Source organism: Bradyrhizobium sp. 172 (assembly GCF_023101065.1).
Classification (GTDB): domain Bacteria; phylum Pseudomonadota; class Alphaproteobacteria; order Rhizobiales; family Xanthobacteraceae; genus Bradyrhizobium; species Bradyrhizobium canariense_D.
The window spans coordinates 2,423,472-2,449,657 of the sequence record NZ_CP064701.1 but is presented as its reverse complement, the minus strand read 5'-3'; the positions used below and the strand labels follow the sequence as shown (position 1 = coordinate 2,449,657).

General features: G+C 63.3%; 24 protein-coding genes and 1 pseudogene. 17 read left to right on the top strand and 8 right to left on the bottom strand.

Going from position 1 to position 26,186, the window contains the following annotated elements; genetic code table 11:
* Positions 1 to 24: 24 nt before the first annotated feature.
* A complete protein-coding gene (locus IVB07_RS11540; RefSeq protein ID WP_026233996.1) occupies positions 25 to 417 on the bottom strand; it encodes an EF-hand domain-containing protein in 393 nt (130 codons plus the stop codon).
* A gap of 345 nt (positions 418 to 762) precedes the next feature.
* Between IVB07_RS11540 and IVB07_RS11535 the strand changes: the two genes are divergently transcribed.
* The 5 genes from IVB07_RS11535 to IVB07_RS11515 all read left to right on the top strand — a co-directional run bounded on the left by IVB07_RS11535 (position 763) and on the right by IVB07_RS11515 (position 5,379).
* Positions 763 to 2,427: a methanol/ethanol family PQQ-dependent dehydrogenase gene (locus tag IVB07_RS11535; RefSeq protein ID WP_085350564.1), complete on the top strand. Its 1,665-nt coding sequence runs from the start codon at positions 763 to 765 to the stop codon at positions 2,425 to 2,427.
* Positions 2,428 to 2,437: 10 nt separating this feature from the next.
* Entirely contained in the window at positions 2,438 to 2,794 is a 357-nt protein-coding gene (locus IVB07_RS11530) for a c-type cytochrome (RefSeq protein ID WP_018460302.1), read from the top strand.
* Positions 2,791 to 3,720, top strand: a complete 930-nt coding sequence (locus IVB07_RS11525) for a transporter substrate-binding domain-containing protein (RefSeq protein WP_018460303.1) — start codon at positions 2,791 to 2,793, stop codon at positions 3,718 to 3,720. The genes IVB07_RS11530 and IVB07_RS11525 overlap by 4 nt, the downstream gene beginning before the upstream one ends.
* A 113-nt stretch (positions 3,721 to 3,833) precedes the next feature.
* Positions 3,834 to 4,823 (top strand): tripartite tricarboxylate transporter substrate binding protein, encoded by a 990-nt coding sequence (locus IVB07_RS11520; RefSeq protein WP_085384845.1) that lies wholly within the window; start codon positions 3,834 to 3,836, stop codon positions 4,821 to 4,823.
* 130 nt (positions 4,824 to 4,953) lie between these two features.
* On the top strand, positions 4,954 to 5,379 hold the full coding sequence (locus tag IVB07_RS11515; RefSeq protein WP_085350671.1) for a hypothetical protein: 426 nt from the start codon (positions 4,954 to 4,956) through the stop codon (positions 5,377 to 5,379).
* A gap of 58 nt (positions 5,380 to 5,437) precedes the next feature.
* Here the strand turns inward: IVB07_RS11515 and IVB07_RS11510 are convergent, their stop codons facing one another.
* Positions 5,438 to 6,406, bottom strand: a complete 969-nt coding sequence (locus IVB07_RS11510; RefSeq protein WP_007601369.1) for a helix-turn-helix domain-containing protein — start codon at positions 6,404 to 6,406, stop codon at positions 5,438 to 5,440.
* A 512-nt stretch (positions 6,407 to 6,918) separates the two neighbouring features.
* On the opposite strand from IVB07_RS11510, the gene xoxF5 reads away from it, so the two are divergent.
* The 7 genes from xoxF5 (at position 6,919) to IVB07_RS11475 (ending at position 14,817) form a co-directional block, all read left to right on the top strand.
* Positions 6,919 to 8,724: a lanthanide-dependent methanol dehydrogenase XoxF5 gene (gene xoxF5 / locus IVB07_RS11505; RefSeq protein WP_018460306.1), complete on the top strand. Its 1,806-nt coding sequence runs from the start codon at positions 6,919 to 6,921 to the stop codon at positions 8,722 to 8,724.
* A gap of 109 nt (positions 8,725 to 8,833) precedes the next feature.
* On the top strand, positions 8,834 to 9,322 hold the full coding sequence (locus IVB07_RS11500; protein WP_007601366.1) for a c-type cytochrome, methanol metabolism-related: 489 nt from the start codon (positions 8,834 to 8,836) through the stop codon (positions 9,320 to 9,322).
* Positions 9,323 to 9,383: 61 nt separating this feature from the next.
* On the top strand, positions 9,384 to 10,493 hold the full coding sequence (locus tag IVB07_RS11495; protein WP_018460307.1) for an S-(hydroxymethyl)glutathione dehydrogenase/class III alcohol dehydrogenase: 1,110 nt from the start codon (positions 9,384 to 9,386) through the stop codon (positions 10,491 to 10,493).
* Between the two features lie 33 nt (positions 10,494 to 10,526).
* On the top strand, positions 10,527 to 11,090 hold the full coding sequence (gene gfa, locus IVB07_RS11490) for an S-(hydroxymethyl)glutathione synthase (RefSeq protein ID WP_018460308.1): 564 nt from the start codon (positions 10,527 to 10,529) through the stop codon (positions 11,088 to 11,090).
* A 642-nt stretch (positions 11,091 to 11,732) separates the two neighbouring features.
* Positions 11,733 to 12,185 carry a (2Fe-2S)-binding protein gene (locus tag IVB07_RS11485; protein ID WP_007601363.1) on the top strand — a complete coding sequence of 151 codons (453 nt, stop codon included), beginning with the start codon at positions 11,733 to 11,735 and terminating at the stop codon, positions 12,183 to 12,185.
* Between the two features lies 1 nt (position 12,186).
* The gene (locus IVB07_RS11480) at positions 12,187 to 14,499 is read left to right on the top strand and encodes a molybdopterin cofactor-binding domain-containing protein (protein ID WP_085384846.1); all 2,313 of its coding nucleotides are present in this window, start codon (positions 12,187 to 12,189) and stop codon (positions 14,497 to 14,499) included.
* Positions 14,500 to 14,556: 57 nt separating this feature from the next.
* Positions 14,557 to 14,817, top strand: coding sequence for a hypothetical protein (locus IVB07_RS11475; RefSeq protein ID WP_018460310.1), 261 nt, complete (start codon positions 14,557 to 14,559; stop codon positions 14,815 to 14,817).
* Between the two features lie 306 nt (positions 14,818 to 15,123).
* Here the strand turns inward: IVB07_RS11475 and IVB07_RS11470 are convergent, their stop codons facing one another.
* The 5 genes from IVB07_RS11470 to IVB07_RS11450 form a co-directional block, all read right to left on the bottom strand.
* Complete coding sequence (locus tag IVB07_RS11470; RefSeq protein WP_018460311.1) at positions 15,124 to 16,851, bottom strand: methanol/ethanol family PQQ-dependent dehydrogenase; 1,728 nt, start codon at positions 16,849 to 16,851, stop codon at positions 15,124 to 15,126.
* A 116-nt stretch (positions 16,852 to 16,967) separates the two neighbouring features.
* Positions 16,968 to 17,621: a Rieske (2Fe-2S) protein gene (locus IVB07_RS11465; RefSeq protein WP_018460312.1), complete on the bottom strand. Its 654-nt coding sequence runs from the start codon at positions 17,619 to 17,621 to the stop codon at positions 16,968 to 16,970.
* A 253-nt stretch (positions 17,622 to 17,874) separates the two neighbouring features.
* Positions 17,875 to 18,339, bottom strand: coding sequence for a group III truncated hemoglobin (locus IVB07_RS11460; RefSeq protein ID WP_247295107.1), 465 nt, complete (start codon positions 18,337 to 18,339; stop codon positions 17,875 to 17,877).
* 139 nt (positions 18,340 to 18,478) lie between these two features.
* Positions 18,479 to 19,330, bottom strand: a complete 852-nt coding sequence (locus IVB07_RS11455) for a 3-hydroxybutyryl-CoA dehydrogenase (protein WP_018460315.1) — start codon at positions 19,328 to 19,330, stop codon at positions 18,479 to 18,481.
* Positions 19,331 to 19,588: 258 nt separating this feature from the next.
* Entirely contained in the window at positions 19,589 to 21,067 is a 1,479-nt protein-coding gene (locus IVB07_RS11450; RefSeq protein ID WP_247767643.1) for an FAD-binding oxidoreductase, read from the bottom strand.
* A gap of 222 nt (positions 21,068 to 21,289) precedes the next feature.
* Here IVB07_RS11450 and hisC point away from each other — a divergent pair, with 222 nt between their 5' ends.
* Together hisC and IVB07_RS11440 are read left to right on the top strand one after the other, a co-directional pair.
* Positions 21,290 to 22,342 carry a histidinol-phosphate transaminase gene (hisC, locus tag IVB07_RS11445; protein ID WP_026233999.1) on the top strand — a complete coding sequence of 351 codons (1,053 nt, stop codon included), beginning with the start codon at positions 21,290 to 21,292 and terminating at the stop codon, positions 22,340 to 22,342.
* 217 nt (positions 22,343 to 22,559) lie between these two features.
* On the top strand, positions 22,560 to 23,258 hold the full coding sequence (locus tag IVB07_RS11440; protein WP_018460318.1) for an ABC transporter permease: 699 nt from the start codon (positions 22,560 to 22,562) through the stop codon (positions 23,256 to 23,258).
* On the opposite strand, the gene IVB07_RS11435 is transcribed toward IVB07_RS11440, so the two are convergent.
* Positions 23,232 to 24,041 (bottom strand): substrate-binding domain-containing protein, encoded by an 810-nt coding sequence (locus IVB07_RS11435; RefSeq protein WP_026234000.1) that lies wholly within the window; start codon positions 24,039 to 24,041, stop codon positions 23,232 to 23,234. The genes IVB07_RS11440 and IVB07_RS11435 overlap by 27 nt on opposite strands.
* A 172-nt stretch (positions 24,042 to 24,213) precedes the next feature.
* Between IVB07_RS11435 and IVB07_RS11430 the strand changes: the two genes are divergently transcribed.
* The 3 genes and pseudogenes from IVB07_RS11430 to IVB07_RS11420 all read left to right on the top strand — a co-directional run bounded on the left by IVB07_RS11430 (position 24,214) and on the right by IVB07_RS11420 (position 26,185).
* Complete coding sequence (locus IVB07_RS11430) at positions 24,214 to 24,498, top strand: hypothetical protein (protein WP_018460320.1); 285 nt, start codon at positions 24,214 to 24,216, stop codon at positions 24,496 to 24,498.
* Positions 24,499 to 24,790: 292 nt separating this feature from the next.
* Complete coding sequence (locus IVB07_RS11425; protein ID WP_157643161.1) at positions 24,791 to 25,858, top strand: hypothetical protein; 1,068 nt, start codon at positions 24,791 to 24,793, stop codon at positions 25,856 to 25,858.
* A 62-nt stretch (positions 25,859 to 25,920) separates the two neighbouring features.
* Positions 25,921 to 26,185 (top strand): annotated as a pseudogene (locus tag IVB07_RS11420) (TonB-dependent receptor plug domain-containing protein).
* Position 26,186 lies beyond the last annotated feature (1 nt).

The following is a 26,186-nucleotide window of genomic DNA, read 5'->3' as shown; positions in this document are numbered from 1 at the left end:
GCTCCCAGTCAAGCGGCGCGGTTCTCACCGCAACAAGCGCAGCAGCGCGCGACCGGCGCGCGAGTTCAGCTCCTTCGCATCCAGCGTTCCATCCTTGTCGGGATTCGCCGCGTTGAAGCGCTGCTCCACCACCGAGAGATATTCGTCGAGCGTGAGAGTCCCGTCGCGATCGGGATCGGCGGCGGCGAGTTCTTTCGCTGTTAACCGTCCGCGCAATTCGCGGGCGTCGAGCGTGCCGTCGTGATCGGGATCGAGCTTGGCGAACAACGCCGCCGCCGCCTTCTTCACCTCGGCAAGATCGAGGGTGCCGTCATTGTCGGTATCGAACGTCTTGACCGCGTTGCCGGAGGCCGACCATGCCGGACCGGACAGCAGTGCAATCGTGAGCGCAAGTGCAACAGAGCGACGCGATATCATGAAAACCTCCCTCACCAAGAGCTCCGATTCGAACCGGATCGAAACGACATAAGTCCACAAGCGAGCCTCGGTTCAAGTCCCGAATTGCAGCCTGCGCACCGCACAACTTGCAGAACCCGTCGGCGCGACCGCTGCCGTGGCGCACGCGCTCTGCTCCATGCCGCGGAATTTCTTCAGCGCCTGCGCACAAGTGAGAGTTGCTTTGTCAGGTCTCCGTCAGGTGACGGCATCCCGCGCCGCCTACCATATCGGCATCGCAATTACGACTTTCGTATTGACGCGTTTTGCATTCGGGCGGAGTGTTGCTGTCGCAGCGTCAATAGGCGCGCATATTGGGAGGGACGGATGAAACGCTTTGCGATGGCCGCGAGCCTCGTCATGCTTGCATCGACTTGTGCAAGTGCACAAACCAGCGAGCAGCTGGTCAAAGGCGCGACCGATACATCGAACGTTCTCAACTACGGGATGGGCTACAATCTTCAGCGTTTCTCGACGCTGAACCAGATCAACAAGGACAGCGTCAAGAACCTTGTCCCGGTCTGGAACTACTCTTTCAACGACGATCGCAGCGAGGAATCGCAGCCGCTGGTGTACCAGGGCGTGATCTACGTGACGTCGCACAACGCGACCATGGCGGTCGACGCCAAGACCGGCAAGCAGATCTGGAAATCCAAGGTCGAGTATCCTGCCGAAACGCCGCGCATCGTCTGCTGCGGCATCATCAATCGCGGCGCAGCACTCTATGAGGGCAAGGTGTTCCGCACCACGCTGGACGCCAACGTGATCGCGCTCGACGCCAAGGACGGCAAAGAGCTGTGGCGACAGAAGGCGGCCGATATCAAGGAAGGCTATTCGATGACGGTGGCGCCGCTGGTCGCCGACGGCGTCGTGATCACCGGCATCTCCGGCGCCGAGTTCGGCACCCGCGGCTTCATCGACGGCTGGGATCCCGCAACGGGCAAGCACCTGTGGCGCACCCATTCGATCCCCTCTCCGGATGAGCCCGGCGGCGACACCTGGAAGGGCGATACCTGGAAGCTCGGCGGTGGCTCGACCTGGATTACGGGCTCCTATGATCCCGAGCTGAACACGGTTTACTGGGGTATCGGCAATCCCGGACCGTTCAACTCGGCGGTACGCCCGGGCGACAACCTCTACACCTGCTCCGTGCTGGCGATGGATCCCAAGACCGGCAAGATCAAGTGGCACTACCAGTTCTCGCCCAACAATCCGTTCGACTATGACAGCGTGGCCGAGATGGTCCTCGCCGATATGAACGTCGAGGGCAAGCCGACCAAGGTGTTGATGGACGCCAACCGCAACGGCTTCTTCTACGTGCTCGACCGCACCAACGGAAAGCTGCTCGCGGCCAATCCTTACGTGAAGGTCAACTGGGCGACGGGAATCGACATGAAGACCGGACGTCCCATCGAGACCGACGTCTCGAAGGATGCGCGTGAGGGCAAGAAGGTGACCGTCTATCCGTCGATCCTCGGCGGCAAGAACTGGGAGCCGATGTCGTTCAATCCGCAGACCGGCCTCGCCTACGCCAACACGCTCGCCTTCGGCGGCAGGTACAAGACCGAACCCGCCACCTTCAAGCAGGGTGAATGGTATCTCGGCATGGACCTCACCGATCTCTGGGAATGGGGTGACGGCCCGCGCGGTCATCTGAAGGCGATCGATCCCATGACCGGCAAGGCGAAGTGGGAAGCACCCAGCGACATCCCGCGCTTCTCCGGCGTGCTGTCGACCGCGGGCGGTGTCGTGTTCTCGGGCGCGCTGACCGGCGAGTTCGAGGCCTTCGATGCCGATACCGGCAAGAAGCTCTGGCAGTTCCAGACCGGCTCGGGCATCGAGGGACAACCGGTGACCTGGCAGCAGGACGGCGTGCAGTATGTCGCCGTGACGAGCGGCTATGGCGGCGTCTACTCGCTGTTCTCCGGCGACGAACGGCTGGCCAAAGTCCCGCCCGGCGGCTCACTTTGGGTTTTTGCGGTCAAGCAATAACCACGGCACGATGCTGAGAAAGCTATCTCACAAGACGGTGGCGATCCTCGCCGCCGTCGCGGTGCTGACGGTCGCGCTTGCGGCGACCGTTCGTGCCGCGGATGATTCAACCGGCAATCCCGTGCAGGCACAGATCGACCACGGCAAGTCGACCTATGCCGAGAAATGCTCGCACTGCCACGGCCCCAACATGATGAACCCCGGCACCATCACGCCGGACCTGCGCGCCTTCCCCGACGACAAGACGCGCTTCGTCACCACCGTGAAGAACGGCAAGAACAACAAGATGCCGCCCTGGGCTGACATTCTCAGCGACGAGGAGATCGGGAATCTCTGGGCCTTCATCTCGAGCCGGAGAAAACCATGAGGCGCTGGCTGGCCGTTTGGAGCATTGCCGCGATTCTCGCGGCGGCGGCCGCAGCTGCACGCGCGGCCGACGATCCGCTCAAGATTTGTCTCGACGAGGTCAGGCCGCCGCTCTCCGTGCATCACAAGGGCAAGCCCGGCTCGGGTTTCGACGTGCTGCTGGCGCAGGCGATCGCCGACCGGCTCGGACGGCCGCTGACGATCCAGTGGTTCGAGAGCAAGCTGGACGAGGATTCGAGCCCGCAGCTCGAGGCCAATGCGCTGCTGTCCGATGGGCGTTGCTCGCTCGTCGGCGGCTACGCGCTGACGACGGACTCCCTCGTCAAGCCCGGCATGAAAACGGCGCGCTTGCCGGATTTTGCCGGCGCCACGCGCGACGACCGGCGCCGCCGCGTCGCGCTCGGCGTGCTCGCGCCGAGCCAGCCCTATGTCTACTCGCCGATGACGGTCGTGCTCGGGCCGAAGGCGCGGGGTCGCAACATCGGCGATATCGGAGATCTCGCCGGCCTGCGCCTCGTCATCGAGAGCGGCTCGCTCGGCGATGCGATCCTCATGACCTTCGACAAGGGGCGCCTGATCGACGACATCACGCATCTCGTCCCCGGCCGCGATGATCTCCTCGGCGCACTTGCCCGTGGCGATTATGACGCGACGCTGATCGACCTCGGCCGCTTCGACGCCCATCGCGCCGCGCACCCCGACACGGCGATCACCGCGTCCGGCTATTACTATCCGATCGGGGCCAATCGCGGCTATGTCGGGCTGGCCAGCGATCCCGCACTGCTCGACGCCGTCAACAAGGCGCTGACCGGGCTTGCTGCCGAGGGCAAGATCGCCGAATTCGGCACACAGGCGGGGCTGAGCTATCTGCCGCCGCGGGAGCCTGCGATCCTTGGCGACGTCTGGTTGAAGATCATTCAGCGCTAGTGGACAGCTGGCGCACCCAGCGCGGCCCTTCGAATGCGCCAATCTGTCTCGCCAGCCACCCATGGCAGAGGCGACCCGATGCAGTACCGTCGGCGAGAACCCGGGAGAGAATCATGTCCGCAAAACTCGATCGCCGCCGCTTCATCGCCGCCGGCACCACCACACTCGCGATGCCTTTCGTCTCGCGTGGCGCCTCGGCGCAGGCTGCGTGGCCATCGCGGCAGATCCGCATGATTTGCAGCTATCCCGCCGGCGGACAGACCGATCTGCTCGCGCGCGCCTATGGTGAATTCATTGCCAAGCAGGTCGGAAAGACCGTCGTCGTCGAGAACAAGCCCGGTGCCGCCGGCGCGATCGGGACGGCGGAGGTCGCCCGCGCAGAGCCCGACGGCCACACAATCCTGTGCTCGATCTCGACCACCTACATCATGAACCGGGTGGTGATGAAGACTCCCGGCTACGACATGGACAAGGATTTGACGCTGGTCAGCGTCATTCCGGGCGCCGGCCTGTTGCTGGTGGCGAACCCGAAAACCGGCGTCAAGACGCTGGAGGATTTCGTCGCCTTTGCGCGCAAGAGCGGCAAAGTCAACTTCGGCACCTATAGCGCGGGCTCGGCCCCGCATATGACGGTCCACGAGCTCAACAAGCAGTATGGCCTTGCCATCGAGCCGATCCACTATCGCGGCGAAGCCCCGATGTGGACGGGCATGCTGGAAGGTACGCTCGATGTGGCCATGGGCAGCTACACCGCAGCGCAATCGGTCTTGCAAAGCGATCGCGGCACCGTGTTCGCGGTGCATTCGAAGAAGGTCGACGCCATCCCTGATATCAAGACCCTCCCCGAGCAGGGCGCGACGTCGAAATTCTTCACCGTCAGCGGCTTCTCCGGTTGGGCCGTGCCGAAAGCGACACCGCAGCCGGTCGTCGACCGCCTGGCGGAGCTTTGCGTCGCTGCCAACAGCGATCCGAAGGTGAAGGAGGTTCTCAACACGTTCGTGCTCGAACCCGCGATCGGCTTCAAGGAAACCAACGCCCTGTATCAGCGCGAGCTGCCGATCTGGATCGAGAGCGCGCGATCGCTCGGCCTCGAACCCGCCTGAACCGCGAGGCATGACGCCCTTCGCAGCGCGGCGTCCGACCAAAGCCTAGTGCCGGAAGCGCATTTTCCCGCTATGATTGTGCGACGCTGGCGGGAAGGTCTCGCCGGCGCGGACGAGAAAGGCCGATCCCATGACACCGGATGGCGTTGCCGTAGCCGTCATGATCATCCTACTCTTTCCGATGGGCTATTTCACCCTGGCGTCTCCGGCCTTCCTGCTGGTGAAGCTGGATATCCAGCCCGTCGCCCAGCTTTTGCGCGGAATGTTCAATGCGCATTTTCTGGTGATGCGCGTTGCCGGAATCATCGGAGCGGTCGCTTTCCTGCTCGACGGTCGTCTGGTCGCAGCGATGGGCGTTGGCCTCCTTGCAGCCTTGGCGATCTATGGGCGCCGCTGGTTCATGCAACAGATGGACGAACAGCTCAGCGCCAGGGACGCCGGCGATGCCGAGGCCCCGCGCCGGCTACGCCGACTGCATTGGAGTGGAATGCTGGGCAACGCGGTGTTGCTCGTCGCTCTCCTGACCAGCATTCCCTACATCGCCATATCGGCATGAGAGACATCGCGGGCGCGTGACGGTCAACCGTCGCGTCGACTCCGAACCTGGCGTTTGCCTAGTGCTCGTCCGCCGCAACCGCGCCCTGTTGCGCCTTGTGGATCGAGGACGGCACTACGCCGAAATATTTCCGGAACACCCGGCTGAAATGCGATGAGCTGGAGAAGCCCCAGGAGAACGCGACGTCGGTAATGGTCTTGCCGGCGTGGGCCTCGAGCTCCTGGCGGCAATTCTGAAGACGCGCCTGCCAGATGTAGTCGCTCACCGTGGTGCCGCGCTCCGAGAACAGCATGTGCAGATAACGCTTGGAGCAGCCCAGTTCGCCGGAGATCTGGTCGATGCACAGATCCGGATCGCGCAAATGCTCGCGGATGAAGAATTGCGCGCGCACATAGGTCGCTTCGGGTCCGACGCGATCGAGCATCGTGTCGGCCTCGCGCAGCGGCAGCAGCAAGAGGTCGATCAGCGAATCGGCGACGCCGACCGCACTGTTCGCCGACAGCTTGGCCGCCTCGTCGAAGGTCGCATGGACGAAATCATGGGCGATGCGCCCCGTCCCCGTGCGTGAGGTCAATTTGCAGGCGGGCATTCGCTGCGACGGGAATCCACGGTCGCGCAGCAGCGCCTTCGGCACGATCACCACGTCATGGCGCGTGAAAGCGGGACTGATGATCGAATGCGGACAGGAGACGTCATAGGCGATGATGTCGCCCGGGTTCAGCTCGATGTGGCGGCCTTCCTGCTCGAAATAGGACACGCCGTAAGTCTGGAAGTGGATCTTGATATACGGGTGTTCATTGGCCTTGGCGCGCGCCAGCGTGTGCGCGATGCGATGTTGGCTGACCTCGATCTGGCAGAGCTTCAGACGCGAGACGCTGGTGTAGTCGATGCGGCCTTCGAGCGAAGACGCTTCCAGCGGATCTACGTCGAAATGCCCACACAGGCTGGTCAGCCCGTCGATCCAGCTTTGGATCTGACGTTTCGGCGTCATGCCCGTCGTCGAGAGCGTGTGAATCGTGTCGGACATTAATCCAGCCACTGGTTTGATCCGGAGATTTGACGCGAATCGCGAGCCGCGCTGCCGGAGCCCTGAACCGTGATTGCGTGACGTTTACCTCGATTTTGAGCGATCTTCTAGAACGAGCGCCATCGTTCCATTGCCACCCTTGTAAGTTAATCCTCCGCCTTAGTTGCAGCGCCGTCAAGCGGAACCTGAGCGGTGAAGGCGCTGCCAAAGCGTTGCGGAAGCCGCTGAATTCGCTACTGCAAAATCAAAAACTTCCGACCCGTGCGCTGTCAAGCAAACCAGCTTCTCTCTTGGGCAAGTTTCCCGATGACGAAGTCGTTAGGGATTGTATCAGGAACAACAAGAACGGGCCGCTCCGCACGTGGACCCGTGGCTCTCATCAGGAGGAGGAAACACCACAGCATCGTTTCTGGTCCAATCGTGACCGCCCTGCACGAGCAGACGCCGGACGAAAAGCCCGGCGATTAAGCAATGCTTCGGAAACAATAAACGAGACCAATGGAGGAATGACTATGCGCAAGGTACTACTCGCGGCCTATCTTGGCTCCGCGGCGGCTCTCGCCGTCGGCAGCGCGTCGGCCAACGACGAAGTGCTCAAGATGTCGCAGAACCCGAAAGACTGGGTGATGCCGACCGGCGACTACGCCAACACCCGCTATTCCAAGCTGAACCAGATCAACGCACAAAACGTAGGCAAGCTCCAGGTCGCCTGGACCTTCTCGACCGGCGTGCTGCGCGGCCACGAAGGCGGCCCGCTGATCATCGGCAACATGATGTACGTCCACACGCCGTTCCCAAACAAGGTCTACGCTATTGACCTTTCCAATGAGAACAAGATCGTCTGGAAGTACGAGCCGAAGCAGGATCCGAACGTAATCCCAGTGATGTGCTGCGACACGGTCAACCGCGGCCTGGCCTATGGCGACGGCAAGATCTTCCTGCATCAGGCCGACACCACGCTCGTCGCGCTCGATGCCAAGAGCGGTCAGGTGGCATGGACCGCGAAGAACGGCGACGCCAGCAAGGGCGAGACCGGTACTTCGGCCCCCATGGTCGTCAAGGACAAGGTGCTGATCGGCATCTCCGGCGGCGAGTTCGGTGTTCAAGCCCATATGACCGCCTACGACATCAAGACGGGCAAGCTGGCTTGGCGCGGCTACTCTGAAGGACCGGACGATCAGATCCTGGTCGACGCAGAGAAGACCACCGCACTCGGCAAGCCGGTCGGCAAGGACTCGAGCCTGAAGACCTGGCAAGGCGATCAGTGGAAGATCGGCGGCGGCGCCACCTGGGGCTGGATCTCCTACGACCCCGAGCTGAACCTCGTCTATTACGGGTCGGGCAATCCCTCGACCTGGAATCCGAAGCAGCGTCCCGGCGACAACAAATGGTCGATGACGATCTGGGCTCGCAACCCTGACACCGGCCAGGCCAAGTGGGTTTATCAGATGACGCCCCACGACGAGTGGGACTATGACGGCGTCAACGAGATGATCCTCTCGGACCAGGCCATCAACGGCCAGCCGCGCAAGCTGCTGACGCATTTCGATCGTAACGGCCTCGGCTACACGCTCGATCGCGCCACCGGTGAGCTTCTGGTCGCCGAAAAGTACGATCCGAAGGTGAACTGGACCTCCGGCGTCGACATGGACAAGAACTCGCCGACCTACGGCCGCCCGAAGGTGCTCGATGCAGCTTCGACCGACAAGGCGGGCGAGGACCACAACGTGAAGGGCATCTGCCCGGCCGCGCTCGGCACCAAGGACGAGCAGCCGGCAGCCTACTCGCCGGACACGCAGCTGTTCTACGTTCCGACCAACCACGTCTGCATGGACTACGAACCGTTCAAGGTGAGCTACACCGCGGGTCAGCCCTACGTGGGCGCAACGCTCTCGATGTATCCGCCACAGGGTGAAACCCACATGGGCAACTTCATCGCCTGGGACGGCAAGACCGGCAAGATCGTCTGGTCGAACAAGGAGCAGTTCTCGGTCTGGTCGGGTGCGCTCGCAACCGCGGGCAACGTGGTGTTCTACGGAACGCTCGAAGGCTACCTGAAGGCAGTCGACGCCAAGACCGGCAAGGAGCTCTACAAGTTCAAGACTCCCTCCGGCATCATCGGCAACGTCACCACCTATGAGAACGGCGGCAAGCAGTATGTCGCAGTGCTCTCCGGCGTGGGCGGCTGGGCCGGCATCGGTCTGGCGGCAGGCCTGACCGATCCGACCGCCGGTCTCGGCGCCGTCGGTGGCTACGCGGCGCTCAGCAACTACACGGCACTCGGCGGTACGCTGACCGTGTTCTCGCTGCCCAACTAGGCCTCTCAGCATCGCTCCGGCGCGTGGATCAACTCCACGCGCCGGCTCGTCTCACCGAATGCCTTCCGAGGAAAATCTCTTGCGTAAAATCTGCTCTGCCATTGCTGCGATGTTCTTGGTCGCGTCCGGGGGAATTGCCGTCGCTGACGGATCAGGTGACCCGACTGCCGTCAAGCAGAACGAAACCGGCGAATGGTCCGACAAGGAAGGCAACCCAACCTACAAGATCACCGACGGATCCGTCGACTGGTACACCTATTCCGGATACCGCCGCTATCACTCGGATTGCCATGTGTGTCACGGCCCGGACGGCATGGGCTCGACCTACGCCCCGGCGTTGAAGGATTCGCTGAAGACGATGAGCTATGCCGATTTTCTCGGCGTCGTCGCCTCCGGCCGCAAGAACATCTCGACTGCTGCAGAGAACGTGATGCCGGCCTTCGGCGATAACCCGAACGTCGCCTGCTACATGGACGATCTCTACGTCTACCTGCGCGCCCGCTCCAACGAGGCCTGGGGCCGCACAAGACCCGGCAAGCACGAGGACAAGAACGACGCCTATACCAAGAACGAAGATTCGTGCATGGGCAAGAAATGAACGTGCGGAGCCCGACCAGGACCTGGATCTGGGCGCCCTGCTGGAATTTAAGGAGCTTAAGATGAAGACACGTGCCGCCGTCGCTTTCGAAGCCAAGAAGCCGCTCGAGATCGTCGAAGTCGATCTGGAAGGACCAAAGGTCGGCGAAGTCCTGGTCGAGATCAAGGCGACGGGCATCTGCCATACCGACGCCTACACGCTCGACGGCTTCGACAGCGAGGGAATTTTCCCGTCGATCCTGGGCCATGAGGGCGCGGGCATCATCCGCGAGATCGGTGCTGGCGTGACCTCGGTGAAGCCGGGCGACCATGTCATCCCGCTCTACACGCCGGAATGCCGGCAATGCAAAAGCTGCCTCAGCCAGAAGACCAACCTCTGCACCGCGATCCGCGCGACGCAGGGCAAAGGCGTGATGCCCGATGGTACCAGCCGATTCTCCTACAAAGGCAAGCCGATCTACCACTACATGGGCTGCTCGACCTTCTCGAACTTCACCGTGCTGCCGGAGATCGCGGTCGCCAAGATCCGCGAGGACGCGCCGTTCGACAAGAGCTGCTACATCGGCTGCGGCGTCACCACGGGCGTCGGCGCCGTCGTTAACACCGCCAAGGTCGAGCCGGGCTCCAACGTGGTCGTGTTCGGCCTCGGCGGCATCGGCCTGAACGTGATCCAGGGCGCCAAGATGGCTGGCGCGGACAAGATCATCGGCGTCGACATCAACGACTCCAAGGAGGAATGGGGACGCCGGTTCGGCATGACCGACTTCGTCAATCCCAAGAAGATCACCGGCGACATCGTCCCGCATCTCGTGACCCTGACCGACGGCGGCGCCGACTATACCTTCGACTGCACCGGCAACACCACAGTGATGCGCCAGGCGCTGGAAGCCTGCCATCGCGGCTGGGGCACCTCGATCATCATCGGCGTTGCCGAATCCGGCAAGGAGATCGCGACCCGCCCGTTCCAGCTCGTCACCGGGCGAAACTGGCGCGGCACCGCCTTCGGCGGCGCGCGGGGCCGCACCGACGTGCCGAAGATCGTCGACTGGTACATGAACGGAAAGATCCAGATCGACCCGATGATTACCCACACGCTCAAGCTCGAAGACATCAACAAAGGCTTCGACCTGATGCATGAGGGCAAGTCCATCCGTTCAGTCGTCGTGTTCTAGTTCGAAAAGCGTCACCCCAAGGAGGATCGACCCATGACTGTTGCACTCCATCCCTCGATCGATAACGGCATCAAACAGGGCAGCGGCAGCTTCGCCGGCGGCACGCTCGCATGCAAATGCAAGGACCATCAGGTCAAGGTCGCCGTCAAGGGCGACGTCGCGCATAATCACGCCTGTGGCTGCACCAAGTGCTGGAAACCGCAGGGGGCGAATTTCTCCGTCGTCGCCGTGGTACCCCGCCAGAACGTCACCGTGCTCGAGAACGGCGACAAGCTCCAGATCGTCGATCCATCGGCGACGATCCAGCGCTACGCCTGCAAGGCCTGCGGCACGCACATGTACGGCCGCATCGAGAACAAGGATCACCCGTTCTACGGCCTCGACTTCATCCACCCCGAACTGTTCCAGGAGCAGGGTTCGCAGGCGCCGCAATTCGCCGCCTTCGTCTCGTCGGTGATCGAATCGGGCGTGAAGCCGGAGCAGATGGGCGGAATACGGGCTCGGTTCAAGGAGCTTGGACTTGAGCCCTATGACTGCCTGTCACCGGCGCTGATGGACGCGATCGCGACCCACGTGGCGAAAGCCAAGGCCGCTTAAGCAAAGGCCGCCTGAGCAAAGGTCGCCTGACGTTTGCTGCGCCCCGTCCGCTCGCGTTCCACCACACCCAGCGAGCGGACGGAGCCGGCCCGGGACAATCGCGGCGATGCCGCCGCTTTTCAACTGCACTTGTGTGGGGACCGTCAACTCCCTCAGTCCTGGTCTCTGAATGACTGCGCAGGGCCGCCGGCTTCCGGCTTGAAGTCCGCGGCCTGCGTTTCTCCCTCCCTCGACTGAGGCATCCTGCTTCGTCCGCACAGGTCTTCTGGCGGACGAAGCTCTTTTTTTAGTGCGCCCATCTCGAGAGGCGCGCGGCGCGATGGGGCGCCCTGCTTTTGACAAACCTTCGTTGCAATCTTTTCCCGTCGAGAACAGCTGATTGGAAAACACTTGGCTGTGAACGCCAGACCGAAGCGATCCTGCTACGATCGCGTCGTGACGATGCCGCGCGAAATTCAATAATCAAGAACACGACGGGAGGTATCGAGCACATCCGGACATGACATTGGCATTCCTCTGAGTCCTGCCGGGATCTGCCCGCGCGGGAGGACGGCTGGAACGCGACGCCGCGCAGCGGGCGTTCCACCGACCGGCATCTGGAAAATCTGAAATCGGCAAGCTTATGAAGAGCGAGGGACGATCATGATCAAGGTGAAGATCAATGGCCAGGAACAGAGCTGGGACGGCGACCCGGATCTCCCGCTACTCTGGTTCCTGCGCGACGAGGCCGGGCTGACCGGCACCAAGTTCGGCTGTGGCCAGGCCCTGTGCGGCGCCTGCACCGTTATCGTCGACAAGGAAGCCGTGCGCGCCTGCATCACGTCGATCAACGACGTCGCCGGCCGCGAGATCACGACGATCGAGGGACTGCATCCGAACGGCGATCACCCGGTGCAGAAGGCCTGGCGTCAGGTCAACGTACCCCAGTGCGGCTTCTGCCAGGCGGGCCAGATCATGCAGGCGGCTGCGCTGCTGATGGACAACCCGAAGCCGTCGCACGACCAGATCCGCGAGGCGATGTCCGGCAACATCTGCCGCTGCGGCTGCTACCAGCGCATCGAGAATGCGGTCCATCTCGCATCGACGGGAGTGTGACATGAATTTCATCGACAACCCGAAGAAGCTTCGTGGCTTCGAGAAGAACATCAAGGTCGAGAAGGTTTCGCGCCGCAGCATCCTGAAGGGGCTCGGCATCACCGGCGGCTTTGTGCTCGCGGCGCCCGTGATGTCGCGCCAGGCGTTCGCCTACGAGACCGGCGCCGGCAAGATGCCGCACGGCGTCGTGGTCGATCCGCGCGTATTCGTCGCGGTCGCGCCCGACGGCACCGTCACCATCCTCGCCCACCGCGCCGAGATGGGAACGGGCGTGCGCACCAGCCTGCCGCTGATCGTGGCCGAGGAGATGGAAGCCGACTGGTCACGGGTCAAGGTGGAACAGGCCCATGGCGACGAGGTCAAGTTCGGCAACCAGGACACCGACGGCTCGCGCAGCACGCGGCATTATCTGATGCCGATGCGCCAGATCGGTGCCTCCGCCCGTACCATGCTTGAGCAGGCCGCCGCGAAACGCTGGGGTGTGCCGGCAACCGAGGTCAAGGCCGTCAATCACGAAGTCGTCCACAGCGCGACGAGCCGCAAGCTCGGGTTCGGCGAGCTCGCAGCCGACGCTGCCAAGGAGTCGGTCCCGAGCATCGAAGGGCTCAAGCTGAAGGACCCCAAGGACTTCCGCTATCTCGGCAAGGGCCAGATCGGCATCGTCGATCTCCATGACATCACCACCGGCAAAGCGCGTTACGGCGCCGACGTGCGGCTGCCTGGCATGAAGTATGCCGTGATCGCGCGCCCGCCGGTGACCGGCGGCAAGTTGGTCTCGTTCGATCCGGACGCGGCGTTGAAGGTCCCGGGCGTGGAGAAGGTGATGGAGGTGCGCGGCTGGCCGTGGCCGTCGAAATTCCAGCCGCTCGGCGGCGTTGCCGTGATCGCGCGCAATACCGGCGCGGCGATCAAGGGTCGCGACGCGCTGAAGCTGACCTGGGACGATGGCGCCAACGGCAAATACGATTCCGTCGCCTACCGCAAGGAGCTCGAGGAGGCCTCGCGCAAGCCGGGCCTTGTGGTGCGCCAGGAAGGCGATGCCGAGGCTGCTCTGAAGGGCGCCGACAAGGTCGTCGTCGGCGAATATTATCTGCCGCATCTTGCTCATGTCAGCATGGAGCCGCCGGTGGCGGTCGCCGACGTCAAGGGTGACAAGGCGGAGATCTGGGCGCCGGTGCAAAGCCCGGGCGGTACGCGCGAGGACGTCGCGAAGACGCTCGGCATTCCCGAGGGCAATGTCACGGTCAACGTCACGCTGCTCGGCGGCGGTTTCGGCCGCAAGTCGAAATGCGACTTTGCGCTCGAGGCCGCGTTGCTGTCGAAGGAGCTCGGCGTACCCGTCAAGGTGCAGTGGACGCGCGAGGACGACGTCCGCCACGATTTCCTGCACACGGTCTCCGTGGAACGGATCGAGGCGGGGCTCGACAAGAGCGGCAAGGTGATCGCTTGGCGCCATCGCAGCGTGGCCCCGAGCATCGCCTCGACGTTCGCGGCGGGTGCAAAGCATGAGGCGCCCTTCGAGCTCGGCATGGGCCTCGTCGACATGCCGTTCGAGATCGCTAACATCTCCTGCGAGAACCCGGAAGCCGCGGCGTTCACCCGCATCGGCTGGTTCCGCTCGGTCTCGAACATCCCGCGCGCCTTCGCGGTCCAGTCGATGGTGGGCGAGATCGCCCATGCGACCGGCCGCGACCAGAAGGAGACGCTGCTCGCGCTGATCGGGAGCCCGCGCATCGTCAAGCCCGCCGTGAAGGACATGTGGAACTACGGCGAGCCCTTGGACAGCTATCCGATCGACACCGCGCGCCTGCGCAAGGTGGTCGAGCTGGTCGCCGAGAAGGGCGAATGGGGCCGTCAAGTGCCGAAGGGCCATGGCCTCGGCATCGCCGTGCACCGCAGCTTCGTCAGCTATATCGCGACCATCGTCGAGGTGGCCGTCGACGACAAGGGCAAGCTGGCGGTGCCGCGGGTGGACACCGCCATCGACTGCGGCACCTATGTCAACCCCGAGCGCATCGCCTCCCAGATCGAGGGCGCGGCGATCATGGGGCTCAGTCTCGCCAAATACGGCGAGATCACCTTCAAGGACGGCAAGGTGCAGCAGAAGAACTTCGACGACTTCCAGGTCCTCAGGATCGACGAATCCCCTGCGGTGACCAACGTCTACATCGTGCCGCCAGGACCCGACACGCCGCCGAGCGGCGTGGGCGAGCCTGGCGTCCCGCCATTCGCGCCGGCGCTGATGAACGCCATCTTCGCCGCGACCGGAAAGCGCATCCGCAGCCTTCCGCTCGGCAAGCAATTGGAAGCGTAAAGGCGGGAACACAAGGCGGCCTCGCGCCGTTTGCATCGATCTGACAGGAGCAGATCGATGACCCATATCCCAAAGGCGCTCGCAGTCTCGTTGCTGTCGAGCGCCTTTCTTTTGACGGCCACTGGCGCATACGCCCAGAGCAACACCACGCCGCCGACAACGGCGACGCGCCCCAGCACGCCGGACCAGAACTCGCTGCCCAACGCCAATGCCACGCCGCCCTCGACCACCCAGACTACCGGACAGCACAATCCCGATCCCAAGGTTCGCGAGATGAACCAGAAGGAAAAGGACAAGGTCGAGCGCGAGGGGAAGTAGCGATCTGAGCATCGGCGTTTTGACATCGCGAATATCGGCTCTACTTCTTCGCCGAAGCGCATCGATGTGCCCTCTTTCCTTGCGGGAGAGGGCAGCGACGCCAGTTGCCACGATCACGCGTGGGTGGGGGGTATGCCTGCGCGGGTCCGCACATTGAGACGCGCGGATAGAACCCCTCATCCGGCGCTTCGCGCCACCTTCTCCCGCAGGGGAAGAAGGGACAACGCCCACGCAAAATGCGGCGGACGTTACCGTCCGCCGCATTTGCCCCCTGACACTCCGCTTCTTTCGATCCGCCAGCGGGGCCTATTTCTTCAGCGCGAACACCCAGATCACGCCGCCCTGCGGCACGTTGGCTTCGATGCCGATATTGTTGGTCACGAGGGCATCCTGGATGCGCTGCGCATCCACGCCCCATCCCGACTGGATCGCGATGTATTGCGTACCGTCGATCTCATAGGACACCGGCATGCCCATGATACCGGAGTTGGTCTTCTGCTCCCACAGCAGCTCGCCACTCTTGGCGTTGAAGGCGCGGAAGTTGCGGTCGTTGGTGCCGCCCACGAAGACGAGATCGCCCGCGGTCGCCGTCACCGATCCGAACAGCTGCGATTTCGGGAAGTTGTGTTGCCACATCTTCTTGCCCGTAACGGGGTCCCAGGCCTGGAGCTCGCCGAAATGATCCGCCCCGGGCTTCGTCTTCAGCCCGATGTCCTCCGGCTTGGTGCCGAGCCAGAGTTCGCCGGGCTTGAGCGGAACCTTCTCGCCGGTGAACCCGCCGCAGAAATTCTCGTTGGCGGGCACGTAGACGAGGCCGGTCTTCTGGCTGTAGGCCGCCGAGGGCCAATCCTTGCCGCCCCACAGCGACGGACAGAACTCCACGCGCTTGCCGACCATCGGCTTGTGCGCGGGATCGACGATCGGCCTGCCACTCTCGGCGTCGATGCCCTTCCAGACGTCGGTGGAGACGAACGGCCAACCGGCGACGTAGTTGATCTTGGTCGGCGTGCGCTCGAGTATCCAGAAGATCGCATCGCGTCCCGGATGGACCAGACTCTTGATGTTGCGACCGTCGCGTTGCAGGTCGATCAACATCGGCGCTTCGACCTCATCCCAATCCCAGGAATCGTTCTGGTGATACTGATGATAGGTCTTGATCTTGCCGGTGTTCGGATCGAGCGCGAGCACCGACGAGGTATAGAGATTGTCGCCCGGATGCATCTCGCCGGGCCAGGGCGCGGCGTTGCCTACGCCCCAATAGATCGTCTTGGTGTCCTTGTCGTAATTGCCGGTCATCCAGGCCGAGCCGCCGCCGTTCTTCCAGTCCTCGCCCTGCCAGGTGTCGTGGCCGGGTTCGCCTTCGCCCGGAATCGTATAGGTCCGCCAGAGCTCCTTGCCGTCCTTGGCGTCATAGGCGGCGACATAGCCGCGCACGCCGAACTCGCCGCCGGAGCCGCCCACGATGACCTTGCCGTCGACGATCAGCGGCATCAGGGTCATGTACTGGCCCTTCTTGTAATCCTGAACCTTGGTGTCCCACACCACCTTGCCGGTCTTGGCGTCGAGCGCGACGACATGGTCGTCGGTAGTGGCCAGATAGAGCTTGTCCTCCCAGAGGCCGACGCCGCGACTGGTCGGATGCAACTGGAACAGGTCGTCGGGGAGCTGCCGCTTGTAGCGCCAATATTCGTCGCCGGTCTTGGCGTTCAGCGCGATCACCTGGCCCATCGGGGTCGCCACGAACATCACGCCGTTGTTGACGATCGGCGGCGCCTCGTGACCTTCGACCACGCCGGTCGCGAAAGTCCAGACCGGGGTGAGGTTCTTCACATTCGAGGTGTTGATCTGGTCGAGTGGGCTGTAGCCCTGCCCGTCATAGGTCCGCCGGTAAAGCATCCAGTTGGCGGGCTCCGGGTTTTCCAACCGCTGCGCGGTAACCGGCGCGTAGTTCTCGATCGGGCCTGACATGGCGGCGGTCGATGCAAGACACGTGAAGGCGACAAAGCCGGACAGTAACCATTGCTTCCTGGTCATGGACGTTCCCCTTTTATATCCGTTTGAATTCTTGTTTTGAATTCTTGTCGTTCGTCCCGTCGTCCGCCCATCGGCGGATGCGGCCTCTCGTGACGCGGGCACAACCCGCACGCCCATCATCCCGGCTGCGCGCCACCTACCTTTCCGATGAAGTTCCCGGCGACGCTGAGCGAGCCGTCAGCCAGCGCCAGCGGCAGCGCAGCGAGCCGTCGCGGCGCCGGCCCGAACACGACCTGCGCGCCCGCGCGAGGATCGTATTCGGAGTTGTGGCACATGCATTTGAGCACTTCCTTGTCGCCGACATCGCTCTTCACCCAGGCCGTGACAGGACAGCCGGCATGCGAGCAGATTGCCGAATAGGCGAGGATGCCGTCGACAGCGCGCGCTTTCGTCTGCTCGTCGAGCTCGGTGGGGTCAAGGCGGATGATCAGAATCTCATTGAGGCGCGAGGCGCTGCGCACGACCGATGTCTTCGGATCTTTCGGCCAGGCATGCACCGGCGGTCCGCCGGCCGACAGAGCGGCCGCGGTGACGGGCTTTCCCTCCTGATCGCCTTCGGAGAACACGAGCAGATCGCCCTTCTGAGGCCGTTCGTCGGAGCCGGGCGCATCCTCGCCCGCGTGGACCTGCGTGGAACAGGCGAGGCACGCCGTGGTGGCCAGCGCATTCATCAACAGCGCCCGCCGGGTTTGCTCCGTGCAGGCGTCAGCGTCGGATTCCGCTGTGTTGTCGGAGGATGAAGAGGATGTGTTGAACGATGCACGCGACATGCCCGCAAGCAGGCGCTGGAACTCTGCCGAAAAAAAGGCAAAGATTTTTTCCCGCAGTGCATCACATGGTTATGCTCGCACTGATTGAACGAGAACACGCGCATTTACGCGCATTTTTCTAATTGCAACGTCACGCTACGCGACCGGCATGATGATTTTGCAGATCAGATCAATGCTGCCGGTATTGGTGCAATGCGCCGACGCTCGGCGCCATCAGCGCGGCTGCGCATTTCTCAGGCAGGCGTTTTGTGTTCTAGGAGCGGAGCACGTGACGCGGCGCAGCGATGCGTCCGGCCAACGTTGCCGACGCCATCTCAAAACTGTCGGCGATGCGGCGCGCCCTGTCGATGAAGAGCGCGGCTGCCGGCGGCGGGCAGACCTCGCGTGCCGTCTGTTCGAACAAATCGAGCCAGCGGTCGAAATGATCCCCGATCAGGTTCAGTGGCATATGCGCCCGCATCGGTGAACCATGGTAGCGGCCGCTCATCAGCACGACCGACGACCAGAAATCCCGGAGCTTGGCCAGATGCTCGTCCCAATTCTGCACGTTCGCGAACACCGGCCCCAGCAGCTCATCCTCGCGGATGCGCCCGTAGAAGCGGGTCACGAGTTCCCCGATCATCTCTTCGGTGATCCCCGTGCGCTCGATTGCATCCTGGGTCAGCAAATTCCGCCGCGCGGTCGCAGCCTCGCGCTCGGCCTTCAGTCGATCCGACATGTCCCTTGTTATCCGTTCCGTTGTTCCCGCACGGCGCCCGTTCGACATTGTCGGGCCGATTGCGCGCGGCGTCTTTGTCGCAGCGCAAATCGCGGGGTCTGGCGGCGAGCACACTCAACGCCCGCCGCCCGCGCCGTTGTCAGGCGCTGTAGGTATAAAAGCCCTGCCCCGTCTTGCGGCCGAGATGGCCGGCATCGACCATTTCCTTGAGCAAGGGGGCCGGACGGTATTTGGGGTCGTTGAAGCCTTTGTAAAAGACCTCCATCACCGACAACATGGTGTCGAGCCCGACGAGATCGGCGAGCGCCAACGGGCCGATCGGATGGTTGCAGCCGAGCTTCATGCCGGCATCGATCTCTTCCGCCGTCGCAATCCCCTCCTGCAGCGCGAAGATCGCCTCGTTGATCATCGGACAAAGGATGCGGTTGACGGCAAAGCCCGGGCTGTTCTTGGCCGTGATCGCCACCTTGCCGACGCGCTTGGCCAAATCGAGCGCCTTGGCGTGGGTGTCGTCGGAGGTCTGCAAGCCGCGGATGAGCTCCAGCAGCGCCATAACTGGAACCGGATTGAAGAAGTGCATGCCGATGAATCGGTCGGGACGGTCGGTCGCCGCGGCGAGCTTCGTGATCGAGATCGACGAGGTGTTCGTGGCGAGCAGCGTGCGTGGCGACAGCGTCGCACAGAGATCCTTCAGGATCTTGACCTTGAGTTCCTCGTTCTCGGTCGCGGCCTCGATGACGAGATCGCAATCGACGAGCTTGGCGCGGTCGGTGGTGCCGGTGATGCGCTTGAGCGTGGCGTCGCGATCGCCCGCCGACATCTTCTCCTTCTTGACCAGGCGCTCGAGGCTGCCGCCAACCGTCGAAATCCCGCGGTTCACCGCCGCATCGGAAATATCGACCATCACGACCGAAAGCCCGGCCGCGGCACAGATCTGCGCGATGCCGTTCCCCATGGTGCCTGCCCCGATGATGCCAACGCTTTGGATCATTGCCTCAAATCCTTCATCCTTGCGGACGTGCCATGCCGGCCCGCCCCTTTGTTCCTGCATCAGGGTCTAGCACCGCCCCCGGGCGGGTGCGACCTGATCCTGTCCCTTCCTTAAAGCATCCAAGGCGGGAATAAAGCCGCCTTTCGGCCGCCACACGGCATGATTTGACGCCCCCGGCTGTTTGGCCCGGCCTATCCGCGGCATCCGTCTCCGTGAGCGCCGAGCGTTCGGGAGCACCGGGCTTGAGGTGGGCACAGCTCAACCGAGACGAAGCACCTTGCCCGGATTCATGATGTTCTTGGGATCGAGCGCCCGCTTGATCGTGCGCATGATGTCGAGCTCGGTCCGGGAACGGTAGTGCTGGAGCTCGTCGAGCTTTTCGATGCCGATGCCATGTTCCGCCGAGATCGAGCCGCCCATGAAGGTGACGAGGTCGTTGACGGCCCGTGTGATCGCCGCGGAATATTGGGAGAGCGTATCGCGGTCCATGCCCTTCGGGCCCATGAAGGAGAAGTGCACATTGCCGTCTCCGATGTGGCCGAGCGGATAGGGGCGGATCGCCGGCAGGATTGCGAGTACGGCCTCGAGACCGCTGTCGATGAACTCGGGAATCCTGGAGACCGCGACCGACACGTCGTAGCTCAAGCCCGGACCTTCGGTGCGCGATGCCTCGGCCACGCTCTCGCGAATCCGCCACATGTTGCGCGACTGCGCTTCGGTTTGCGCGATCACCGCATCCAGCACCCGGCCCGTCTCGAGTTGGTCGGCCAAGAACTGCTCCATCCTGTCCGACATGCCCGTGCCTCCGTCCTGCCGTGGCCGTACCGATGACCATTCGAGAAGGAGATACCATTCCGTCTCAGCCTTGAGGGGATCCTGGGTGCCGGGAATGTGGCGCAGCACCATGTCGGTGCACGCACGGCTGATGAGCTCACAGGAGCCGACATTGTCATCGGAAGCGGCATGCGCCTCCGACAGAAGGTCGATGGCTGCCTTGGGATCGCGAATTGCGAGCCATGCCGTGCACACGTCTTTCGGCGCCGGCCAGAGTTTCAGCACCGCCTTGGTGATGATGCCGAGCGTCCCTTCGGCGCCCATGAACAGATGCTTGAGGTCATAGCCGGTGTTGTCCTTCTTGAGTGCGCGCAGGCCGTCCCAGATATCGCCGTTAGCCAGCACGACCTCGAGACCCAACACCAGATTTCGCGCATTGCCATAACGCAGCACCTGCACGCCGCCGGCATTGGTGGACAGATTACCTCCGATCATGCACGAGCCCTGAGCACCGAGGCTGAGCGGAAAGAGGCGGTCGTGGCGCGCGGCTGTGTCCTGAAGCGTCTCGAGGATGCAGCCCGCCTCCACAGTCATAGCATAGCCGACGGGATCGATATTCAGCACCTGGTTCATGCGACCAAGCGACAGCACGATGCCGCGGTGCATGGGCCACGGCGTGGCACCGCCCATCAGGCCGGTGTTGCCACCTTGCGGAACGATGGCAATGCCGTTGTCGTAGCAGAGCTTGACGACAGCGGAGACTTCCGCGGTGATGGCCGGACGCACGATCGCCGCGGCCTGCCCCGCCAGCGTGCCGCGCCAGTCGGTCACGAAGGGCAGCTTGTCCTGCTCGTCCACGATCAGGCCTTTGTCGCCGACGATGGCCCGCAAGCGGTCGAGAACGGCTGACGTCACCGGCGCGCTCGGAATCGAGGGGGCGGTGGGAAGGGCTGCACCCGGCATGTGTTCCTCTCTTTTCGGCCGTTGCGCGCCTTGGGGCGCGCCGGCCTTCGTTCTTTTTCATTCTGGGCGGTGGTGCAATGACCCTAGCATAGGGGTCGCGCTTGCGGGAACGTCTCCGGCAGTAAGCCTCGTGCGGATTTGCCTGCAATGCTGAACGCAGGCGCACTTCCACCGGGCTCCCGCATACCCTACTGTGCCCCGATCAAATTCGGATTGGAGCTCATGAGCCGTTTCTGGAGTCCAGTCGTCCACACGCTTTCGCCCTATGTCCCCGGCGAGCAGACCAAGCAGGACGGCATCGTCAAGCTCAATACCAACGAGAATCCCTACCCGCCCTCGCCGCGCGTGCTGGCGGCGATCGCATCGGCCGCGGAGCGGCTGCGCCTTTATCCCGATCCGCGCGCAACGCGCCTGCGCGAGGCCATCGCGGCCCATTGCGATGTGGCGCCCGAGCAAGTGTTCGTCGGCAACGGCTCCGACGAGGTGCTGGCCCACACCTTCCAGGCACTTCTGAAGCACGAACCACCGCTTCTATTCCCCGACGTCACCTACAGCTTCTACCCTGTCTATTGCGGCCTCTATGGAATAACGCATGACGAGGTGCCGCTCGATGCTGCGATGAGGATCGATATCTCCGACTACAGGCGACCATCGAGCGCCATCCTGCTCTGCAATCCGAACGCTCCAACCGGCATCGCCCTTCAGCGCGACGCCATCGCATGGCTGCTCGCCGAACAGCCGGACCGGCTGGTGGTGGTGGACGAGGCCTATGTCGATTTCGGCGCCGAGAGCGCCGTGCCGCTGGTTGCACGCCACGACAATCTGCTGGTTATCCAGACTTTCTCGAAGTCGCGCTCGCTCGCTGGCCTGCGGGTTGGTTTTGCCATCGGCCAACGACCGCTGATCGAAGCGCTGGAACGGGTGAAGGACAGCTTCAACTCCTATCCGCTCGATTGCCTCGCGATCGCCGGCGCCGTCGCCGCGATCGAGGACGACGGCTGGTTCCGAGACACCCGTGCCCGTATCATCGCAAGCCGCGAAACCTTGGCCCGCGATCTCAGACAACTCGGCTTCGATGTGCTGCCGTCGCTCGCCAACTTCGTTTTCGCGCGCCATCGAAGCCGGAGCGGAGCAGATCTCGCGGCAGCGCTTCGCCAGCGTGGCGTTCTGGTCCGGCATTTCGGAAAGCCGCGCATCGAGGACTTTCTGCGCATCACGATCGGAACGGAGGCCGAGTGTGCCCGGCTCGTTGAAGTGCTGCGCGGCTTGATCTGAGCCCCGACCGTCCCCGCATCGGGCAAAAGATGAGGCCGAACGCCACCTCGTACCCATGCCGCGCAAGGCTTTGATTTCCGGTCAAATTCGGGTTACCAAACCGCTCCGCCGCTGCCTTGCACGACGCTGCCCTCAGGGAAATATACGTGAATCACCCCCGCAGTCCCGAAATCGGCGCACCCGAGGCATCGTGGCGGGCGCCGAAGCTCGGGCACGGATGAACGACTTCGCGCGATCCATCGGCGCCGCATTCACACTGATCGGCGAGGCCGACGCAGAGCTTTTGGGCATCGTCGGGCTGTCGGTGCGCGTCAGCCTGACTGCCAGCATCCTCGCGCTTCTGATCGGGGCGCCGTTCGGGGCGCTGCTTGCGATCACCCGGTTCCGTGGGCGGCAGGTCATCATCGTCCTGACCAATGCCTTGCTTGGCCTTCCGCCGGTCGTGGTCGGGCTCGCGCTCTATCTTCTGCTGTCGCGCTCGGGCCCGCTCGGGGCCGCCGGCCTGTTGTTCACGCCGGCGGCCATGGTGGTCGCGCAGACGCTGCTCGCCACACCGATCGTGGTCGCACTGGTGCACCGGCCGGCGAGCCTGCTGTGGGCGGAGTATGGCGACCTCGCACGGATCGACGGGCTGTCAACGCTACGCAGCATCGGCTTGCTGTTCGCGCTGGGTCGGACCTCGCTGCTGACGGCCTTTCTCGCAGCCTTCGGGCGCGCGATCGCCGAGGTCGGCGCCATCCTCATCGTCGGTGGCAATATTCGCGGTTTCACGCGCACGATGACGACCGCGATCGCGCTGGAGACCAGCAAGGGCGACCTGCCGCTGGCGCTCGGGCTCGGGCTGATCCTGCTCGCACTCAGCGTCGCAGTGTCGACCGTCGCCTTCCTGCTAGTGGGACGCGTTGGGGAAAAATAGCTGCTCGCCCCCGACCTTGTAGCCCGCGATGGCCTCCTGCCCCCCAGGAGAGATCAGCCAGTCGACGAAGGCCTGCCCGTCCCGCGCCTTCACGTTCGAATGCTTGGCCGGATTGACCAGCATGACGCCGTACTGGTTGAACAGCCGCTTGTCGCCTTCGGTGAGGACGGCAAGGTCGCCGCGGTTCTTGAATGACAACCAGGTGCCGCGGTCCGACAGCAGATAGGCGTTCGACGACGACGCCATGTTCAGTGCTGGACCCATGCCCTGGCCAATCTCGCGATACCAGCCGTCCTTGGCGGCACCGAGGTCGATGCCTGCCTCCTTCCACAGCCGCAGTTCGGCCGCGTGCGTGCCGGACTTGTCGCCGCGCGAGATGAACGGCGCCTTCACGGCCGCGATCTTGCGCAGCGCCTCGGCCACATCCTTGCCGCCGGCGATCTTGGCGGGATCGCTCTTCGGCCCGACAATGACGAAGTCGTTGTACATGACGTCGAAGCGCTTCACGCCCTCGCCTTCGGACATGAACTTGTCTTCGGCAGGCCTGTCATGGACGAACACGACATCTGCATCGCCGCGCCGCCCGATGTCGAGCGCCTGACCCGTACCGACGGCAACGACCTTCACGTCAACGTCTCTGGCCTTCGAGAACAGCGGCAGCAAGTAACCGAACAGCCCCGACTGTTCCGTCGACGTCGTCGAGGCCACAGTAATGGTGCGCTCCTGTGCGAACGCGATGGTGGACCAGAGCAGAACCGCTCCGAGAGTCATTATCCTTTTCATGCCTCGTCCTTACACAAGATGCTCGATGTTCCAAACTTTACCGTCGATAGAGCTGTACAGGGAACCTCGACAGCGCCGCAATGCGCTTGGTCATGAGCCTCGCGGCGCTCCTAAGTGAGGAACGTCCGCTCCGCGCGCAAGTTGTCGTCAAGGCAACCCAGGAGGAAACCAGATGAAGAAGATCATTTTGGCATCCGCGTGCATCATGGCGCTGGCGACCGGCGGCGCCTTTGCGCAGACACAACCCGCCCCAGGCGCATCCGGCCAGGGCGACGTTGGCCCTTCGTCGCGGGGCCCCGCGACCAAGGGCATGACAACCGGCGCGTCGTCGAACATGCAGAACGAGGCCGCCGACAGCAAGGGCAAGCAGACCCCGTCGGCCGGCGGCAGCAACACCAATAACATGGGCAGCCAGGCCGGCGGCGGCGCTGGCTCCGGCTCCGGCGCCGGAAAGTAGGCCGGTATCGATCGAAAATCCTGGAGAGGGGCGATCGTCCCCTCTCCAGAACCTTTGTGCCGTCAAAGCTTGTCGATGTCATGTGCGAAGGTGTTGGTGTCGAACGAAGCGTATTGGCGGGGCTGCACCTTGGTTACAGTCACGCCGGCTAAATCGCAGCCGCGCGCCCTGAAGGCGTGGATGTTCTGCAATTGGTCCTACCTACATTGACATCAGTGTGACAGCCGGGGATTTTTACATTGCTGGCGAATCAGCGATGGCCTCAAGCCGAGTACCTCTTGGACAACTCCCAGTGCTTTCGAGACTGATATCGTTGCTGCGCCGCATCGCCGCGGTGAAATGGGCGTTCACCCGGCTTCGCCCCGCGCCGCACGGTGGCAGCATCGACGTCACGCCTGACGCAGTAGACGCCTCACCCGCCATTGTTGCAGAAATTGCAGATACGGCTCCGGCTCTCGACACCAGCATCAACGCGGATACGTCGCACTGCGACGTCCCGGTCGCGGCTTCAGCCGCCGAAGACAACACCTCCAGCCCTGTCATCGCGGAGAGCCCGTCGGAAACGCCAGCCGATGTCAGCGGCAGCGACGATTCATCCCAGGAGACGCCGACGGAAGTCGAGCCGATCGTCGTGGAAGTTTCGGTCGCGACTATCGACGTCGTGCGCGAAGCGGTCGACGTCCCCGAACTCATCATCAACAGCGATCCAACTTCCGAACTTTCGGCCGACGTTGAGCCCGTTGTGGCGGAGAAGGCCTCTTCTGTCGATGTCGAGGTCGTCACGGTTGACGCCATCGCTCTGGTCGTCGACGTGGATACTTCCTCGACTCTCGACGACACGTGTGTCGCGTTCGCCGATCGCGACATCTCGCCGGAGCATGTCCCTGAGGATAGCATCGAGAGCGATCCTTCCCCCGGCGCCGCGGAAGACTCCACCGAGACGCTCGGCGTCGTCACAACTATCGAGCCAGCTCCGGCCCTCGTGTCTCCGGCTCCGGAGATCCCGTATGCACCGAAAGCTCGCGTGAGAGCCGCAGAGCCCGCCGACCGCGCCGCGCTAATCCGGCAGCGCTGGGCGGAGACCGGGATCAGGATGTGGAATCCCCGCCTCCACGGCGCCGATGATGCCACGCTGAACATCCAGGGCAGCGTCGGGCTGCTGCCGCCCGCGCCCGGCGAGACGATGCCGCGCTACGACAAGCTGGAATTCCGGATGCTCGGCGGACAGATCGTCTGCGAAGGCGTGATTGTCGAAGCCCCCGCGCATGCAAGCCAGCGCAGTTTTACACGGCTCGCCGAGCCGGGGAAACCCGATCCGGTCCGCGAATTAATGCGGGAACGCCAGGCCGCTCTCGCCTGACCCTTTATTCCAGTGACGAGCAGCCCATATGCTAGGCTAACGCCCTGAATTTGGGAGATCGCATGCCCGCAAGATCGTTGCGACTGGTCGTGATTGTCGTCCTCTGCGTCTCGCAAGGAGCCTTCGCCGCATCCAGTAAACGCCATGCCCACGACCGATCAGGCCTCACCCTACAAGGCCGACCGCCTCTCCTTTTCGCGCGGAGAGACGATCCTCAACACGCCCGGCCAGACCACCGTGCTGACGCGAGAGGTCCTCGACGACAAGAACGCGACGAGCCTCAAGGACGCCATGCGCTCGACCGCCGGCGTGACGATCGGGCGCTAGG